The sequence below is a fragment of the Micromonospora sp. WMMD882 genome (assembly GCF_027497255.1).
GTDB lineage: Bacteria > Actinomycetota > Actinomycetes > Mycobacteriales > Micromonosporaceae > Micromonospora.
This window is the reverse complement of sequence record NZ_CP114903.1, coordinates 6322123-6339293: the sequence shown is the minus strand read 5'-3', so window position 1 is coordinate 6339293 and position 17171 is coordinate 6322123. Positions and strand designations below refer to the sequence as shown.

Below are 17171 nucleotides of genomic sequence, written 5' to 3'. Positions count from 1 at the left end.
GCCCCCGCCCCCGGTTCAGGTCGATCGCCAGGCCCCGCTGCCCCGGTTTCCTGGAAGAGGCGGTCTACGGCCGGTCCGACACCCCCGTCTTCCTGATGTCGCCGGCCCGGCGCGCGACACCACAGGCCGCGCGCGGCGTCGCCGGCCCGGCGCGCGCCGGCCGTGGCCGTCAGGTCGGGGGGCGCGCCGGGTGGGTGAGGAAACCGACCACGGCCGCCGCCAGGGCCGGTGAGCCGAGCACGTCGTAGTGGGTGTGGCCGGGCAGCACGGCCAGTCGGGCGGCGGGTCGACCGGCACCGTCCCAGCCGGCGTCGCGCCGCCCGCCGCCGAGCAGCCCGAAGAACTCCACCAGGTGCGCGGTCCGCACCGCGTCGGCGTCGGCGTACGCGAGCAGGGTCGGCACGGTCAGCGCGGCCACCTCGGCGGACCAGTCGTAGTCGGTGCGCAGCAGCGCGCCCAGCTTCGTCCAGAGCACCGGCCAGTCCTGCGGGCGCGGCGCGACCCGGGCGTAGTGCGCGTACGTCGGGGAGGCCCGCGCCTGCTCGGCGGTCGCCGGCCCCATCCGGGCCATGCCGTCGCGCACCTCCGGGTACCAGCCGTCCCGGCGGCACGGCACGGAGACGCAGACCAGCCGGCGCACCCGCGCGGGATGCTGGATCGCGGTACGCAGCGCCACCGCCCCGCCGAGCGAGAAGCCCAGCAGATCCGCGCCGGGCAGGTCGAGGTGGTCGAGGAGCGCGGCGACGTCGTCGGCCAACCACTCGTGGCGCAACGGGCGGTCCACGTCCGCCGTCCGCCCGTGCGCCTGGAGATCCACCGTCACGACCCGGCGGTACGGGGTGAGCGCCGGCAGCACCGGCGCGAACATCTCACCTGAGCCGATACCACCGTGCAGCAGCACCAGCGGCGGCCCGGAGCCGTGGCTGGCGTGGTACAGGCGCAGCCCGTTGACCTCGGCGTAGCTCACGGTCCTCTCCCCGTGCTCACGGCCCTCCCGCCGTCGGGTCGGCGCTGACGCCGGCGACAGCCGGGAACGCCGGGTCGGTCCGGGCGAGTGGTCTGCCTGACCGCTCGGGATGGGGAGTTCCACCGAACGAGTCGACTACTCACGAACAGTGGTGGGTTTTCCTCACGTCGGGAGGACGCCCGCCGCTGCCGGCGTGGAAACCCAGACGTCGTCGAGGTCCGCCGGGGTGAGGGCCCGCAACACCAAGCGGGCGGTACGGAGGGGAGGGCCGGCCATCGGCCCAGCGCAGAGCGGCCGGGGTGGCGGGCCGGTACTACGCTTCGACACCCGACGATCGGAGGAGGACATGAACGTCGGCTTCAGGGAGGCGCTGACCACCGTCGTGACCCGGATCGGCGCGTCGGTGGTGGTGGCCGCGCTCGGGGCGGCCGGCTGGACGGCCCTGGCGGACGGCTCGTTCACCCAGCGGTTCGGCTGGCTGGTGGGTCTCGCCGGCATCGCCGCCGCCCTGCCACCGAGCGGTCCGGTCACCCGGGCCCGGATGATGGACGTCTACCGCTACACCGGGCGGGCGCCCGACGCGCCGTACCGGGACCGCGACGACGGTCAGCCCGGCCTGACCCGCTTCGGCGTCTTCCTCTTCGTCACGGTGCCGCTGCTCGTCGTCGCGCTCTGGTTGGGCTGAGCCGACCGCCGACTCGGACGCCTACCGAAAGGGCCCGGAAAACGACAATGGCAGGGAGATCTCCCTGCCATTGTCAACGTATACCGCACCCCGGGCCTTGTGGCAAGACCCCGGTCATGGCGCAGAATCGGCGGCCGAACACGGGAATCGGCACACCATGGGGGCAAGAATGTTCGACGTGATCGTCGTCGGCGGCGGGCCGACCGGCATGATGTTGGCCGCCGAGCTGCGGCTGCGGGGCGTCGGCGTGCTCGTGCTGGAGAAGGACGCCGAGCCGCCGCCGTACGTGCGGTCGCTCGGGTTGCACGTACGCAGTATCGAGCTGCTCGACCAACGCGGACTGCTGGAACGTTTTCTCGAAAACGGCAGGCGGTATCCGATCGATCCCGGTGGCGTACGGGGATTCTTCGCCGGCATCGAGAAGCCCGCCCCGGCCGGGTTGGACACCGCGCACGCGTACGTGCTCGGCATTCCGCAGACGCTCACCGACCGGCTGCTCGCCGAGCACGCCGCCGACGTCGGCGCGGAGATCCGGCGCGGCCGTACCGTGGTCGGGCTGGCACAGGACGACGACGGCGTCACCGTCCACCTCGACGATCACGCCGCGCCGCCGTTGCGGGCGCGGTTCGTGGTCGGCTGCGACGGTGGGCGCAGCACGGTCCGGAAGCTGCTCGGGGTCGGCTTCCCCGGCGAGCCGTCGACGATCGACACGCTGCTTGGCGAGATGGAGGTGACCGCGTCACCGGACGATGTCACCGCGCTCGTGACCGAGGTGCGCCGGACCGAGAAACGGTTCGGGGTCGGGCCGTCCGGCACGCCGGGGGTGTTCCGGGTGGTCGTGCCGGCGGCCGGCGTGGCCGAGGACCGTTCGACGCCGCCGACGTTCGAGGAGTTCCAGCGGCAGCTCCGCAGGTACGCCGGCACCGACTTCGGGGCGCACTCCCCCCGCTGGCTGTCACGCTTCGGCGACGCGACCCGGCTGGCCGAACGCTACCGGGTCGGCCGGGTGTTCCTGGCCGGGGACGCCGCGCACGTCCACCCGCCGATGGGTGGGCAAGGGCTCAACCTCGGCATCCAGGACGCGTTCAACCTGGGTTGGAAGCTGGCGGCGGCCGTCGCCGGCCGGGCGCCGGACGACCTGCTGGACAGCTACCAGGCCGAACGACGCCCGGTGGCCGCCGACGTGCTGGACAACACCCGGGCGCAGATGCAGTTGACGACCGACGAGCCCGGCCCGCAGGCGGTCCGGCGGCTGGTGACGCAGTTGATGGAGATCGACGAGGTCAACCGGTTCCTGGTCGAGAAGATCACCGCGATCAGCGTCCGGTACGACCTGGGCGCGGGTCATGCCCTGCTCGGCCGGCGGCTGCGCGACGTCCCGCTGAAGCACGGACGCCTGTTCGAGCTGCTGCGCACGGGGAACGGACTGCTGCTCGACGGGACGGGACGGCTCTCGGTGGACGGCTGGGCCGACCGGGTGGACCGGGTCGCCGACGTCGGTGAGCTGGACCTGCCGGCGGCGCTGCTGCGGCCGGACGGGCACGTCGCCTGGGTCGGCACCGACCAGCAGGCCCTCGACGTCGCGCTGGTCAAGTGGTTCGGCAAGCCGGTGGAGATGGGATGACGCAGGTCGTCCTGACGGTCGTGTCGACGCTCGGCGCTCTCGCGGGCGTCATCGCCACCGCCCGGCAGTGGCGGGCCGTCGCGATGAGTCCGGAAGCCAGGATCGTGAACGCGTCCACCGGTGTCCCCGGGACGGCACGCCTCCGGCGGCGAGGCCGAGCTCAAGGTCCTCCGGCACCGGGCGGAGCTCGGCCTCGTGGCCCACACGGAGGACGCGATCGGGTCCGCGGACAGGGTGATCTCCGCCGTGCGGGCGCTCGCGCAGGCACGCGGCACGTACGGGGCAGGTCAGGCGCCCGACCCGACGGAGCCCGGCGGTACGTGGTGTCCGTACCCGGGAAGTGGTGGCCGCGGCATGGTCACCGCTGCTGTCGACGCAGTGCGGCCCAGCAGAGGAAGCCGGCCGCCACGACAGAGAGGACCGGGATACCGGTTGGCCGCAATCGACGACCAACCGGTAAGCCGTCAGAGGGCCATGTAGTAATGAACCAAGGGCATGGCGGTCATGCCGAGACTGTCGTAAAACGCCCTGGCCGCGTCATGGAACTGGTCGCCCCCGGTGCCGATCGATACGACCTCGACCCCAGCCCGCTTCATCGCTTCGAAGGCGTGTGCGCACAGCGCCGTACCGACGTGGTGCCGGCGCTGATCCGCCGCCACGGCGATGAGGTCGATCTCACCGCTGTGCTTGTCGGGGTTCGTCTGCCATGCGGCAAATCCGAGGAGCGTGTCGCCATCCTCGGCGATGACAACGTGCTTGTTGCTCTGCGGGTCGTGCAGCCCGAGCCACATTTCGCGGTAGTCCTCACGCCAGGTGCCATGCTGGTTGACCATGATGGCGTCGCCCACGATCGACCGGAACGAGTCTTCGTAGAACGGGCCGAAGGTGGCGATGGTCAGCTCGAGCAGTGGCTCCATGTCGGATGACCGAAACGGACGTAGATTCATGATGTTCAGTGCCTTTCGTCTGAAGGGTGCGTCGAACAGCCCGACCTGATCAACAGGTCGGGCAACTCGCGGCTCAGATCGAGCCGCCCCTCAGAAGCGGGTACGCCCAGCGGCGAAGCACTGCATGATCCGGACAGTACCCGCTCCCGCGCCTGGGCGTCAGGCAGCATTGCCACGCCACCGCCCCGCCTCTAGCCATCACTGTCTGCCGTCGACCCACCCTTCTGAGGAGCGGGCCTCCGCCCGGCCCGCCACGTCGAGACGGCACAGCATGGAAGTCGCCGCCGCCGTCGCCCACCGCGCCGCCCCCACCGCGCCGCCCGACCCGACGCGCCTTCCCGGGGCACGGCGCCCTGCTGCTGCACGCCGCGCCCGGCGCCGCCTGCGATGACCGACAAACCGTCCACGATCTGCTCGACCAGGCCGACCAGGTCGCCGCGAGCCTCGACGACGCCCCGCCCCGCTGCGGCCTCACCTTCGGGCCGGTCACCGTCGACCTGACCGGCGTCGTCACCAGCCTCGACCTCGGTGACCACGTTGACGGGCTCACCCGACACCACACGATCATCGACACGTTCTTCTTCCACCGGCTACCGACGGAACACCGTGCCGCCCATCTCGTCGACGTCGCCCGCCACTGCCTACGCCTCGGCGAGCTGCCCGAAACCGAACGCGCGCCGCTGCTCGCCCACCACATCGCGCCCAACGAGATCCGCCACCGGCCCACCACGCCCTGCGCACCCTGCTCCGCCGCGCCCGCCGCTCCGCGCCCGAGACCGCCCGACTCGCCGAGACCCTTAAGAATCTCGCTCTGACCGGGACGAACACCGGAGTGAACCACCCTCGGAAGCGTTTCCGCGCTGGTGGTGATGGGTGGGCGCGGCAGGTTTCGAACCTGCGACCCCTCGCTTGTAAGGCGAGTGCTCTCCCACTGAGCTACGCGCCCGGACGCCGTACGGCCACGCCGGTGGCTGGCAGCTTACCTGCCGGCCACCGGCGGGTCGAACGGTATGCCGGGGTGGGGATCAGGCGGCGACGGCCTCCGCCAGCGCCTTGCGCCAGCCCTGCTGGTCGCGGGCCTCGCCGGGCATGTTCATCTCGGCGAAGCGGACCACGCCGGCCTTGTCGATCACGAAGGTGCCCCGGTTGGCGATCCCGGCGACCTCGTTGAACACCCCGTACGTCTGGGCGACCGCGCCGTGCGGCCAGAAGTCGGACAGCAGCGGGAACTGGTACCCCTCCCGGTCGGCCCAGATCTTGTGCGCGTAGACCGAGTCGACGCTCACGGTGAGGACCTGGACATCGTCGTTGACGTACTCGTTGAGGTTGTCCCGCACCTCGCACAGCTCGCCCTGGCAGACGCCGGTGAAGGCGAGCGGGTAGAACACCAGCAGGACGGTGCGCTCGCCGCGGAAGTCCGAGAGCCGGACCTCCTGGTTGTTCTGGTCCTTGAGCACGAAGTCCGGCGCGTCGGCGCCAACCTCGATCGGCATGCAAGCTCCTTGGTTAGTCACGGTGGGACCAGCCTGCCACACCCGGGTCGGGCGCCGGCCGTCACTTACTTCTTGCCCTTGGCCCCTCGCCGCAGGACGAGTCGGGCGCCGCTCCAGTCCCGGCCGGCGTTGACCGTGGACGTCTGCTGGAGCCCGGCGGTCGGCGCGGACTCGGCGACCTCGCTCGGCTCGACGTGACCCTCCCGCCCGGCCTTGGGCGTCAGCAGCCAGACGACGCCGTTGTCGGCCAGCGGGCCGAGGGCGTCGACGAGGAGCTCGAAGAGGTCGCCGTCCCCGTCCCGGTACCAGACCAGCACCGCGTCGACCACCTCGTCGGTGTCCTCGTCGACCAGTTCTCCACAGCGGTCGGTCAGGGCGTCCCGGAGATCGTGGTCGACGTCCTCGTCGTACCCCATCTCCATGACGACCATCCCCGGCTCGATCCCGAACCGGTCCGCCAGGCTGCGTACCCCGTCGGCGGCCTGACCAGCGGTCGCGCTCACTGTCGCGTGCCTCCTCGTCTCAATCTGCTCCCGGCGTCTCGACCGACACCGTTAGGCAAAGTCCACACATTCCAGCCCTCCGGCGCAAGTGGCTCACCGGGTGCAACGGAATTTACCGCGCCAGCAGCGTGCGGGCACCCTGGGTAATGGCATCTTCGGTGACCAACACCTGGCGCGCCGCCGGACCTAACGGCACGAAAGCGTCGACTGCGGCTACTCTACGGGCAGAGCCGACATATCCGGCATCCACCAGGGCCGCGATCACTCCCTCGCCGACCCCGCCGGACCGTCTCGTCTCGTCCACGACCAGCACGCGACCGGTTGCGGACGCCTCCCGGATGATGTCCGGCACCGGCAGCGGCGCGAGCCAACGCAGGTCCACCACCCGGGTACCCACCCCCTCGGCGGCCAACTGCGCCGCCGCACGCAGGGACATCCGCACGCCATTACCGAACGTGATGATGGTGACGTCCTCGGCGGAGCCGACGCCGTACACCCGGGCCCGACCGACCGGCACGTGCGAGCCCACCCAGCCACCCGGGCCCTGGTACGTGTCGAGCCACTCGCCGTCGCCGTCCACGTACAGGTCACGGGTGTGGTAGAGCGCGATCGGCTCCAGGAAGACGCACACGCTGCCGTCCACCGCCGCGCTGGCCAGGCAGGAGCGCAGCATCGGCGCGGCGTCGTCGGCCCGCGCCGGCACCGCCACCACCAGACCCGGCACGTCGCGCAGCACGGCCACCGAGTTGTCGTTGTGGAAGTGCCCGCCGAACCCCTCCTGGTACGCCAGCCCGGCCACCCGGACCACCATCGGGTTACGGAACGCCCCCCGGGAGAAGAACTGCATGGTGGCGGCCTCACCACGGATCTGGTCCTCGGCGTTGTGCAGGTACGCCAGGTACTGGATCTCCGGCACCGGCAGCATCCCCGCCGTCCCCGCGCCCAGCCCCAACCCGAGCACCGACGTCTCGTCGAGCAGCGTGTCGAACACCCGGGACGCGCCGAACCGGTCCCGCAGCCCCTTGGTGACCCCGTACACCCCGCCCTTGGCGGCGACGTCCTCGCCGAACACCAGCATCCCGGGATGGTCGAGCATGCCGTCGGCGAGCGCCGCGTTGACGCTCTGCGCGAGGGTGAGCGGACCGGCCGCCTCCGGCGGTTTCCCGTCGAACGCCGCCGCGCGGGCCGCCGCGCCCGGCCCGGCGGCCCGCGCGGCGGCGTCGGCCACCGCCCGCGCCACCCGCACGGGCCGTCGGGGCGCGAGCGGGGCCACCACGTCGGCGGCCGAGGCCAGCTTCGGCTCGGCGATCACCTCCTCGGCCACCTTGCGGATCTCCCAGCCGGCCTCGTCGTACCGGGCGAGCAGGTCGGCCGGCTCGGTCACGCCGTTCTCCACCAGCACGCGCGCGGTGGCGAGCACCGGATCCCGGGCCACGTCGGCGGCGATCTCCTCGGCCCCGCGGTACGCGGTCTCCACGTCCGCCCCGGCGTGCCCCATCAGCCGTACGGTGCTCAGGTGCAGCACGGCGGGCCGCCGGTGCCGGCGTACCCAGGCAGCCGCCTCGACCGCCCGCTCGTACGCCTCGACCGGGTCGCACCCGTCGGCGTCGAAGTACCGCACCCCGGGCCGGGACCGCAGCATCGTCGCCACCCACCCCTGCGGGGAGCGGACGCTGATGCCCAGCCCGTTGTCCTCGCAGACGAAGAGGACCGGCACCCGCAGTCCGGCGTGGTCGCACCAGCCGGCGGTGTTGAACGCGGCGGTGGCGCTGGCGTGGTTGATCGAGGCGTCGCCGAAGGAGCAGACCACCACGGCGTCGGCCGGCCAGGGCAGCCGGGCCGCGCCGCCCCCGCTGCCGACCCGTCCCCCGGTACGCCGGGCGGGCCCGTCCGCGGACCGGCGCAGCCGCTCCAGGGCCAGCCCCATGCCGACCGCCCGGGGCAGGTGGGAGGCGACGGTGGAGGTGGTGGGGATGACGGCCAGGTCGGCCCGGCCGAAGACCTTGTGCCGTCCGCCGGCGATCGGCTCCTCGGCCGAGGCGACGATGCCCCGCAGCACGTCCCGGGCCGCGCCGACGTACGCGCTCTCGGCGTCCCCGTTCTCCCCGGCGGACGGCGCGGCGGCCTGGGCGGACTGAGCGGCCTGGGTGGTCTGGGCGGCCCGGGCGCAGTAGAACGCCCCGGAGCGGTAGTGCAGCAGGGCCGGGTCGGTGGGTCGCAGCGCGGCGGCCACCGCGGCGTTGCCCTCGTGCCCGGCGGAGCCGATGGTGTAGTACCCCTCGCCGAAGCTACGCAGCCAGCGCGCGGCCAGGTCGAGCTGCCGGCTGATGACCTGCGCGTCGAAGAGGGCCAGCGCCTGCGTCCCGGTCAGCGCGGCGCCGTCGCGGACCGGCTGGTCAGGGTCACGGCGCTGCGTCGGGCCGGCCAGCGCGGCCAGGCTCTCCCGGAACCGGTCGTCGAGATCTTGCGGGGTGGTCACGTCCGACAGCATTACCGACGCGGACCAACCCCGCCCACTCAGACACGTCCCGGGCGCGCGGAAGACGGCCTGGCCGCCGTCGGAACAGGCCGGTCAGGCCGGGCGGCAGTCCTCGGGGCAGCCGCCGTCGGAGACCTTCCAGACGAGCTGACGCAGCGCGGCCAGCTCGTCGACCCCGAGGGACGCGAGCAGCCGGGAGTCCGACAGCACCTGGTGGACCCGGGCGCGCATCTCGCGTCCGGTGTCGGTCACGACCAGCGTCTTGAGTCGCCGGTCGGCGGGGTCGACCCGGCGTTCGACCAGACCGGCGTGTTCCAGCTTGTCGACCAGCGCGGTCACGTTTGACCGGTCACAGCGGAGCTGGTCGGCGAGGTGCCGGGCCGGCATCGGACGGTCCGGGTCGAGCTGGTGCAGCGCCCGGGCGACCGCCGGGGTCAGCCCCAGCTCGGCGATGTCGACGTCCTGGTAGTGGCGGATCGCGGCGGCGAGCTGCATGATCCGCCGTACGGTGTCCCCGGCCAGTCCCGCACGGTCGCGTCTGCCGGGGCCAGAGGTCAAGGTGACCTGCGTCATGTCTGGCATCCTACGGGTGACCTGACGACCGGTCGCAGGTCAGGCCACCGCCGCCCCGGTCGTCGAGGGCCCGCCCGACCAGGGAGCCCAATCCACGCCCACCGATGCGACTGTTCGGCCGACGTGTCCCGGATCGTCACCTGGCCGCCATCGCGGCTCGGCAGGCTGCCCCTCGTCGTACGACAGAGGGAGAGATCGTGCAGTTGACCCGACGTACCGTCCTGTTGACCGGCGCGGCGGTCGGCGCCGCCGGCGCCGTCACCACGACCCCGGCGGCCCGGGCCGGCGCGGCCCAGCCGTTGCGCACGGACCCGTTCACCCTCGGCGTCGCCTCCGGTGACCCCGACCACCAGGGCTTCGTGCTCTGGACCCGGCTGGCGCCCCGACCGCTGGCCGAGGACGGGCTGGGCGGCATGCCCGCCCGTCCGGTGCCGGTGCGGTGGGAGCTCGCCGCCGACGAACGGTTCCGGCACGTCGTCCGGCGGGGCGGCGTGCTGGCCCGACCGGAGTCCGCGCACAGCGTGCACGTCGAGCTGGACGGCCTGCTGCCCGGTCGGGAGTACTTCTACCGGTTCCGGGCGCAGCGGTGGACGTCCCCGGTGGGACGGACCCGGACCGCGCCGGCGCCGTGGGCCATGCCGGGCGCGCTGGCGATGGCCTTCGCCTCCTGCTCGCAGTACGAGCACGGCTACTTCACCGCGTACCGGCGGCTGGCCGAGACCGAGCCGGAGCTGATCCTGCACCTGGGCGACTACCAGTACGAGTACGCCAAGGGCACCTACACGATCCCCGGCGGGAACCCGCGCGACCACGAGGGCCCGGAGACGGTCACGCTGGCCAACTACCGGCAGCGGCACGCCCAGTACAAGACCGACGCGGACCTCCAGGCGGCGCACGCGGTCGCCCCGTGGCTGGTGGTCTGGGACGACCACGAGGTCGACAACAACTGGGCCGACGAGGCGTACGAGAAGCCGGAGATCCCGCAGCCGGACTTCCTGGCCCGGCGGGCGGCCGCGTTCCAGGCGTACTACGAGAACATGCCGCTGCGCCGGACGTCGATCCCACGTGGCATCGACATGCAGCTCTACCGGCGGGTGCGCTGGGGTCGGCTGGCCACGTTCCACCTGCTCGACACCCGGCAGTACCGCGACGACCAGGCCTGCGGCGACGGCTACCGGAGCTGCGCGGCGGCGTACGACCCGGCCCGGTCGATCACCGGCGCGGAGCAGGAGGCCTGGCTGCTGGACGGCTTCCGCCGCTCCGAGGCCCGCTGGGACCTGATCGGCCAGCAGGTCTTCTTCGCCCAGCGGGACAACGACTCCGGACCGCTCACGGTCACCAGCATGGACGCCTGGGACGGGTACGTCGCCTCCCGGGACCGGATCACCCGGGGCTGGCTGGACGCCGGGGTGCGCAACCCGGTGGTGCTCACCGGCGACGTGCACGCGCACTGGGCCAGCGACCTGAAGGCCGACTACGCCGACCCCACCTCACGCACGGTCGGCTCCGAGCTGGTCTGCTCGTCGGTCACCTCCACCGGGGACGGCGCGGACTCGCCCAGCGGCGCGCACCCGTGGTTGGCGTTCAACCCGCACCTGCGCTTCCAGAACAACCTGCGCGGGTACGTCCGCACCACGATCACCCCGGGCCAGCTCAGCGCCGACTTCGACGTGCTGCCGTACGTGACCCGACCGGACGCGCCCGCGCACACCCGGGCCCGGTTCGTCGTCGAGGACCGGGTGCCCGGCCTGCACCTGACGTACGACCAGCCGTTGCCGACCGCGCCGGGGGCCCGCTCCGCCGCGCCGCCGACCGACGCCGCCCCACGTACCGACGCCGGCCGACTCACCGTCGACGCCGAGACCCGCCGCCCCTGACCCGGGCGGGCGGTTCAGTCGCGCCAACCGGCCAGGTCGACGCCCTTGGCGACGTCGACCCGGAAGCCGAGGGTGACCTGGCCGGTGGCGCCGGGGGCGAGCCGCAGCCGCCAGGTCAGCTCGCCCAGCTCGGTACGCTCGTCCGGGGTGGGGTCGAGCCGCGTCTCCCGCACCACCACGCCCTCGTCCCGGGAGACCGGCAACTGGTCCAGCACGGTCACGGTCGCGGGTCGGGGGGTGTGGTTGGCGACGGTCACCGCGTACTCCACCTCACGGCGGCGGGTCGAGCCGAGCGTGGCCCGGGTGTCGCTGCGCCGGGTCAGTTTCCGCTCCACCCGCAGCCGGTCGTCCAGCCCGAGGGCCAGCTCGGTCTCCTCGCCGGGCGCCCACGCCGTCAGCCGGGTGCCGCCGACGAAGTCCGGACCGTGGAAGATCGCCGCCGGCCCGGGCAGGAGGGTGTGCGACGAGGTGTTGCGGACGGTGGCGCGCAGGTGGGCCACCGGCTCACGGACCGGCGCGGTCACGTGGTCCAGGCTCGCCGGCAGCTCCAGCACCGCGACGGTGGCCCGGTGCGCGGTGCCGTCGGCGGGCACCGCGACCGGTCGGGTCGGCCGGTACGTGGCGGCGGCGATCCCCTGCTCCACCTCGGCGACGCTCTCCCGCACCGGCGGGGCGGCCTTCCCGACCCGGGCGCGTTCCGGCCCGCCGAACGCGGCGGCCGGGGCGGACGCCCGGGGCAGGCCGCCACCGCCCGGGGCGGGCGCCCCGACCGGCATCGGCGGGGGCAGCGGGCGGACCCGGTCGAGGTACCACGGCGACAGCTCGGGCACCGTCGCCGTCACCGCCGGTCGGGCGGTGGACAGCTCCAGCCGGCACTCCGGCCAGTCCTCGCCGGTCTGCTGGCTGACCAGCCCGAACCAGGTGAGCGTGACGACCTCGTCGACCAGCCGCAGGTCGTACGACGGCTGCCAGCGCGCCCCGTCCACCACGTAGGTGAGCTCCAGCTCCAGCTCGCCGGCGTCCGGGCCGCCGTCGGACGCGCCGGCGTGGGCGGCTGCGGCGGCGTCGGGGGCGGCGGCGTCGGGGGCGGCTGCGGCGTCGGGGGTGACCAGGACGGTCACGTCGGCGACCAGGCGGTCCGGGGCCCGCTTGCCGCCCAGCTCGCGGATCTGCCGGTCGACGGCGGCGAGCGACTCGGTGACGTCGGTACGGCGTCGGGTCAGCTCCCGCTGCCGGTCGTGGCCGGCGGTGAGCTGCCCGGCGACCGAGTCGGCGAAGGCCGCCACGTCGGCCGGGGCCGCGTCCCCGGTGGCGAGCGCGCGGGCGTACGTGCCACCGGCCCGCTGGCTCAGCAGGGCGAGGAACTCGGCCCGCTGGGCCTCGACCGCGTCCGCCCCGTCCAACGCGGCCAGGTCGTCGGCGAGGGCGCGGCGGCGCTGCTCCAGCTCCCGGGCCTGCTGGTCGGTGCTGCGGGGTTGACGCCGGGTGAGCAGGTCGACGCCGAGGACGGTGCCCGGCCCCCGCCCGCCGACCCGCAGCGAGTCGCGACGCAGGTTGAGCGGGAGCGGCCCGACCCGCAGCCGGTGCTCACCGGCGGCCAGGGAGACGGTGGCCCGGCGGGTGACCCGGGCCCGGTCGGCGTAGACGGTCACCGCGACGATCGGCGCGTCGAGGTCGGTCGCGGTTGCCGGAGTGACCGCCGGGGCGGTCACCGGGGCGTGGGCCGGCCCGACCGGCGCGCTGCCGGCGACCGCCGGGGCGTCGGAGGGGTGGACCGACGGGTTGTCTGCGTTCACCGGCGCGAGGATAGCGTCACGGCGCACCCTCTCTGGGCGGGCCGACGGTCAGCCGGGGAGGAAGGAGAACCGGACCTTGCGGGTCGGGTTGTCGCCGTTGGTGTCGACCAGGCAGATCGACTGCCAGGTGCCGAGGGCCAGTCGCCCGTCGAGCACCGGCACCGTCGCGTACGGCGGGACGAACGCCGGCAGGACGTGGTCCCGCCCGTGGCCGGGCGAGCCGTGCCGGTGCCGCCAGCGGTCGTCGGTGGGCAGCACCGCGTCGATCGCGGTGAGCAGGTCGTCGTCGGAGCCCGCCCCGGTCTCGATGACGGCCACTCCGGCCGTGGCGTGCGGCACGAAGACGTGCAGCAGCCCGTCGCCCTGCCCGGAGACGAACCGTTCGGCCTCGGTGGTGATGTCCCGGACGGTCGGCCGCGACCCGGTCTGGACGGTGATCACCTCACTGCGCATACGCCGCATTCTGCCGTAGCCGGGCGCCGGTCAGTCACCGCCGCCGCCGGAGGAGCCGCCACCGCTGTCGCCGCCGGAGAAACCACCGCTGTCGCCGCCGGACCAGCCACCGGACCAGCCGCTGTCGGTGGCGTGCCCGGTGTCGTGCCCGGATGAGCCCCGGTGACCGGAGTCCTCCTGCCAGGACCAGTCCCCGTGCCCGTCGGTGGAGTGGCGCCCGCCGCCGTGGTGGTACGCGCCGGCGTGGTGGGGGCCGGGGTGGCCGCTGTGGGCGTACCGGCCACGCGGGTGGGCGCCGGGCCGGCCGGACGCGCCGGCGGTGGCGACGAGCGTCATCCCGACCGCGAGCAGGAGCAGGCCGATCAACCCGAACGGCGCCAGGGCGAGCACTCCCGCGAACACGCCGAACACCGCCAGTAGCAGCCCGAGGCCACCGCCCAGCACCAGCAGGGTGCCCGTCACCTTCCGGATCGTCATGGCGGACACGGTAGGAGAGGTCGACAACCGTCCCTGGCGAAGGTGGCCCACGCGCCCTGAGCATGAACACCTCCACGGAGGCTTTGCTCTGCACCCACTGGCGCGTCGGCCACACAGAGTGAGTGGCGCGTCCGTGGGAGCAGAGCAAAGGAGGTCGAGGGATACGGGTCGGGGGGCGGGCGTCGCGCTGGAACCGGGGGCGGAAAGTTACCAGCGGGTACGTGTGTTGAGCGTCGCGTCTGGGGGACGCAGACGTGACGCGGGGTGCCACCACGGGGCAGGATGGCGCTAGAGACCTATCCCACACACAACCGAGGGAACGCCTGTGGCCACGGAACGCAAGCGCCCGGTGATCACCGCCGGTCTGCCGAGCCAGCTTCCGGACATCGACCCCGAAGAGACCGGCGAATGGGTCGAGTCGCTCGACGGTGTCATCGACGAGCGCGGAACCAAACGCGCCCGGTACGTGATGCTGCGCCTGCTGGAGCGGGCCCGCGAGCGCCAGGTCGGGGTGCCGTCGCTGACCACCACCGACTACATCAACACGATCCCGCCGGAGCACGAGCCGTGGTTCCCGGGGGACGAGCACGTCGAGCGGCGGATCCGGGCGTACATCCGGTGGAACGCGGCGATGTTGGTGCACCGGGCGCAGCGGCCGGAGATCGGCGTCGGTGGGCACATCTCCACCTTCGCCAGCTCGGCGTCCCTCTACGAGGTGGGCTTCAACCACTTCTTCCGGGGCAAGGACCACCCCGGCGGCGGTGACCACATCTTCTACCAGGGGCACGCCTCCCCCGGCATGTACGCGCGCGCGTACCTGGAGGGGCGGCTCAGCGAGGACCAGCTCGACGGGTTCCGGCAGGAGCTGTCGCACCCGGCCGGCGGGCTGCCGTCGTACCCGCACCCGCGGCTGATGCCGGACTTCTGGGAGTTCCCGACGGTCTCCATGGGCCTCGGCCCGCTGAACGCGATCTACCAGGCCCGGTTCAACCGGTACCTGCACCACCGGGGCATCAAGGACACCAGCCAGCAGCACGTGTGGGCGTTCCTCGGCGACGGCGAGATGGACGAGGTCGAGTCGCTCGGCGCGATCGGCGTGGCCGCCCGCGAGGAGCTGGACAACCTCACCTTCGTGATCAACTGCAACCTCCAGCGGCTCGACGGCCCGGTGCGCGGCAACGGCAAGGTCATGCAGGAGCTGGAGGCGTTCTTCCGGGGCGCCGGGTGGAACGTGATCAAGGTGGTCTGGGGCCGGGAGTGGGACCCGCTGCTCGCCGCCGACACCGACGGCGCGCTGGTCAACCTGATGAACTCCACGCCCGACGGCGACTACCAGACCTACAAGGCGGAGTCCGGGGCGTACGTGCGGGAGCACTTCTTCGGCCGGGACGCGCGGACCCGCAAGATGGTCGAGCACCTCTCCGACGACGAGATCTGGAACCTCAAGCGCGGCGGGCACGACTACCGCAAGCTGTACGCGGCGTACAAGGCGGCGATGGAGCACACCGGGCAGCCGACGGTGATCCTGGCCAAGACGATCAAGGGCTGGACGCTCGGGTCGCACTTCGAGGGGCGTAACGCCACGCACCAGATGAAGAAGCTGACCCTGGAGGACCTGAAGTCCTTCCGCGACCGCCTCTACCTGGACATCCCGGACAAGGCTCTCGAAGAGAACCCGTACCTGCCGCCGTACTACACGCCTGGCGAATCCTCCGACGAGATCGCGTACCTGAAGGAGCGGCGGCAGCAGCTCGGCGGCTACCTGCCGTCCCGGCGCACCGCCCAGCCGAAGCTGGCCATCCCGGGCAGCGAGCGGTTCTCCGACGTCAAGCGCGGCTCGGGCAAGCAGAAGGTCGCCACCACGATGGCCTTCGTCCGGCTGCTCAAGGACATCATGAAGGACAAGGAGTTCGGCAAGCGCTGGGTGCCGATCATCCCGGACGAGGCCCGCACCTTCGGCATGGACTCCCTCTTCCCGACACAGAAGATCTACTCCCCGCACGGACAGAAGTACACCTCGGTGGACCGGGAGCTGTTCCTGTCGTACAAGGAGGCGACGACCGGGCAGATCCTGCACGAGGGGATCAACGAGGCCGGCTCGGTGGCCTCGTTCACCGCCGCCGGCAGCGCGTACGCCACGCACGGCGAGCCGATGATCCCGCTGTACATCTTCTACTCGATGTTCGGGTTCCAGCGCACCGGCGACGGGTTCTGGGCGGCGGCCGACCAGATGACCCGGGGCTTCGTGCTCGGCGCGACCGCCGGCCGGACGACGCTCAACGGCGAGGGGCTCCAGCACGAGGACGGCCACTCGCACCTGCTGGCCGCCACCAACCCGGCGGTGGTCGCGTACGACCCGGCGTTCGCGTTCGAGATCGCGCACATCGTCGAGAACGGCCTGCACCGGATGTACGGGGACGCGCAGGAGAACGTCTTCTACTACCTCACGATCTACAACGAGCCGATCCTGCAACCGGCCGAGCCGGCCGACGTGGACGTCGAGGGTCTGCTGAAGGGGATCTACCGCTACTCCCCCGCGCCGTCGGTCAACTCCTCCGGCGAGGCGCCCCGGGCGCAGATCCTGGCCTCCGGCACCGGCATGCAGTGGGCGCTCAAGGCCCAGCAGCTCCTCGCCCAGGACTGGGGGGTGGCCGCCGACGTCTGGTCGGTGACCTCCTGGACGGAGCTGCGCCGCGACGCGGTCGAGTGCGAGGAGCACAACCTGCTGCACCCGGGCGGGGAGCAGCGGACGCCGTACGTCCAGCAGAAGCTGGCCGACGCCGACGGGCCGAAGGTCGCGGTCAGCGACTGGATGCGCGCGGTGCCGGACCTGATCTCGCGCTGGATCCCGGGCGACTACACCTCGCTGGGCACCGACGGGTTCGGTCTGTCCGACACCCGGCACGCCCTGCGTCGGCACTTCCACGTCGACGCCGAGTCGGTGGCCGTCGCGACGCTGCGGCAGCTCGCGCTGCGCGGCGTGGTGGCCCCCGAGGTGCCGGCCGAGGCGGCCCGCAAGTACGCGATCCAGGACGTCAACGCGGCCCCGGTCGGCGAGACCGGCGGCGACTCCTGACCGACGCGCCCCAGGGCCCGGCGTGGTGGACACACCGCGCCGGGCCCTTGTCGCGGGTAGCTGGTATGACCCGACTGACATAGATCGTTGTCACTCGAACGCAACATGGGGCAGCCACAATTTCCCCACAGGGGCACCGGTCGCGCGCGAGTCGCGGGCGCCCGGGCCGACCCGGTGGGCCAACTCCCGTCGCGCCCGTCCACCCGTCGGCCCGACCCCAC

At 72.8% G+C, this 17171-nt stretch carries 13 protein-coding genes and 1 tRNA gene; 4 read left to right on the top strand and 10 right to left on the bottom strand.

Annotation, left to right across the window (positions count from 1 at the left end):
- Positions 1–169: 169 nt before the first annotated feature.
- Positions 170–967, bottom strand: coding sequence for an alpha/beta fold hydrolase (locus tag O7606_RS27455; RefSeq protein ID WP_281596886.1), 798 nt, complete (start codon positions 965–967; stop codon positions 170–172).
- A gap of 346 nt (positions 968–1313) precedes the next feature.
- Between O7606_RS27455 and O7606_RS27450 the strand changes: the two genes are divergently transcribed.
- Both O7606_RS27450 and rox read left to right on the top strand, forming a co-directional pair.
- Complete coding sequence (locus O7606_RS27450; protein ID WP_281596885.1) at positions 1314–1652, top strand: hypothetical protein; 339 nt, start codon at positions 1314–1316, stop codon at positions 1650–1652.
- A gap of 169 nt (positions 1653–1821) precedes the next feature.
- On the top strand, positions 1822–3276 hold the full coding sequence (gene rox / locus O7606_RS27445) for a rifampin monooxygenase (protein ID WP_281596884.1): 1455 nt from the start codon (positions 1822–1824) through the stop codon (positions 3274–3276).
- A gap of 464 nt (positions 3277–3740) precedes the next feature.
- On the opposite strand, the gene O7606_RS27440 is transcribed toward rox, so the two are convergent.
- From O7606_RS27440 to O7606_RS27415, 6 genes are all read right to left on the bottom strand, one after another.
- Positions 3741–4193 (bottom strand): GNAT family N-acetyltransferase, encoded by a 453-nt coding sequence (locus O7606_RS27440; RefSeq protein ID WP_281596883.1) that lies wholly within the window; start codon positions 4191–4193, stop codon positions 3741–3743.
- A 904-nt stretch (positions 4194–5097) separates the two neighbouring features.
- Positions 5098–5169 (bottom strand) — tRNA-Val (locus O7606_RS27435).
- Positions 5170–5248: 79 nt separating this feature from the next.
- Positions 5249–5716 carry a peroxiredoxin gene (locus O7606_RS27430; protein WP_281596882.1) on the bottom strand — a complete coding sequence of 156 codons (468 nt, stop codon included), beginning with the start codon at positions 5714–5716 and terminating at the stop codon, positions 5249–5251.
- Positions 5717–5781: 65 nt separating this feature from the next.
- On the bottom strand, positions 5782–6219 hold the full coding sequence (locus O7606_RS27425; protein WP_281596881.1) for a DUF3052 domain-containing protein: 438 nt from the start codon (positions 6217–6219) through the stop codon (positions 5782–5784).
- 112 nt (positions 6220–6331) lie between these two features.
- Entirely contained in the window at positions 6332–8710 is a 2379-nt protein-coding gene (locus O7606_RS27420; RefSeq protein ID WP_281596880.1) for a transketolase C-terminal domain-containing protein, read from the bottom strand.
- A gap of 81 nt (positions 8711–8791) precedes the next feature.
- Positions 8792–9271, bottom strand: a complete 480-nt coding sequence (locus O7606_RS27415; RefSeq protein WP_281596879.1) for a MarR family winged helix-turn-helix transcriptional regulator — start codon at positions 9269–9271, stop codon at positions 8792–8794.
- Positions 9272–9468: 197 nt separating this feature from the next.
- Between O7606_RS27415 and O7606_RS27410 the strand changes: the two genes are divergently transcribed.
- Positions 9469–11148 (top strand): alkaline phosphatase D family protein, encoded by a 1680-nt coding sequence (locus O7606_RS27410; protein WP_281596878.1) that lies wholly within the window; start codon positions 9469–9471, stop codon positions 11146–11148.
- Positions 11149–11162: 14 nt separating this feature from the next.
- Here the strand turns inward: O7606_RS27410 and O7606_RS27405 are convergent, their stop codons facing one another.
- The 3 genes from O7606_RS27405 to O7606_RS27395 are packed head-to-tail and all read right to left on the bottom strand — an operon-like array spanning position 11163 to position 13874.
- Positions 11163–12944 (bottom strand): DUF4139 domain-containing protein, encoded by a 1782-nt coding sequence (locus O7606_RS27405; RefSeq protein ID WP_348651126.1) that lies wholly within the window; start codon positions 12942–12944, stop codon positions 11163–11165.
- A gap of 48 nt (positions 12945–12992) precedes the next feature.
- Complete coding sequence (locus O7606_RS27400) at positions 12993–13397, bottom strand: YjbQ family protein (protein ID WP_281596877.1); 405 nt, start codon at positions 13395–13397, stop codon at positions 12993–12995.
- 30 nt (positions 13398–13427) lie between these two features.
- The gene (locus tag O7606_RS27395) at positions 13428–13874 is read right to left on the bottom strand and encodes a hypothetical protein (RefSeq protein ID WP_281596876.1); all 447 of its coding nucleotides are present in this window, start codon (positions 13872–13874) and stop codon (positions 13428–13430) included.
- A 325-nt stretch (positions 13875–14199) separates the two neighbouring features.
- Here O7606_RS27395 and aceE point away from each other — a divergent pair, with 325 nt between their 5' ends.
- On the top strand, positions 14200–16950 hold the full coding sequence (gene aceE / locus O7606_RS27390) for a pyruvate dehydrogenase (acetyl-transferring), homodimeric type (protein WP_348651125.1): 2751 nt from the start codon (positions 14200–14202) through the stop codon (positions 16948–16950).
- Positions 16951–17171 lie beyond the last annotated feature (221 nt).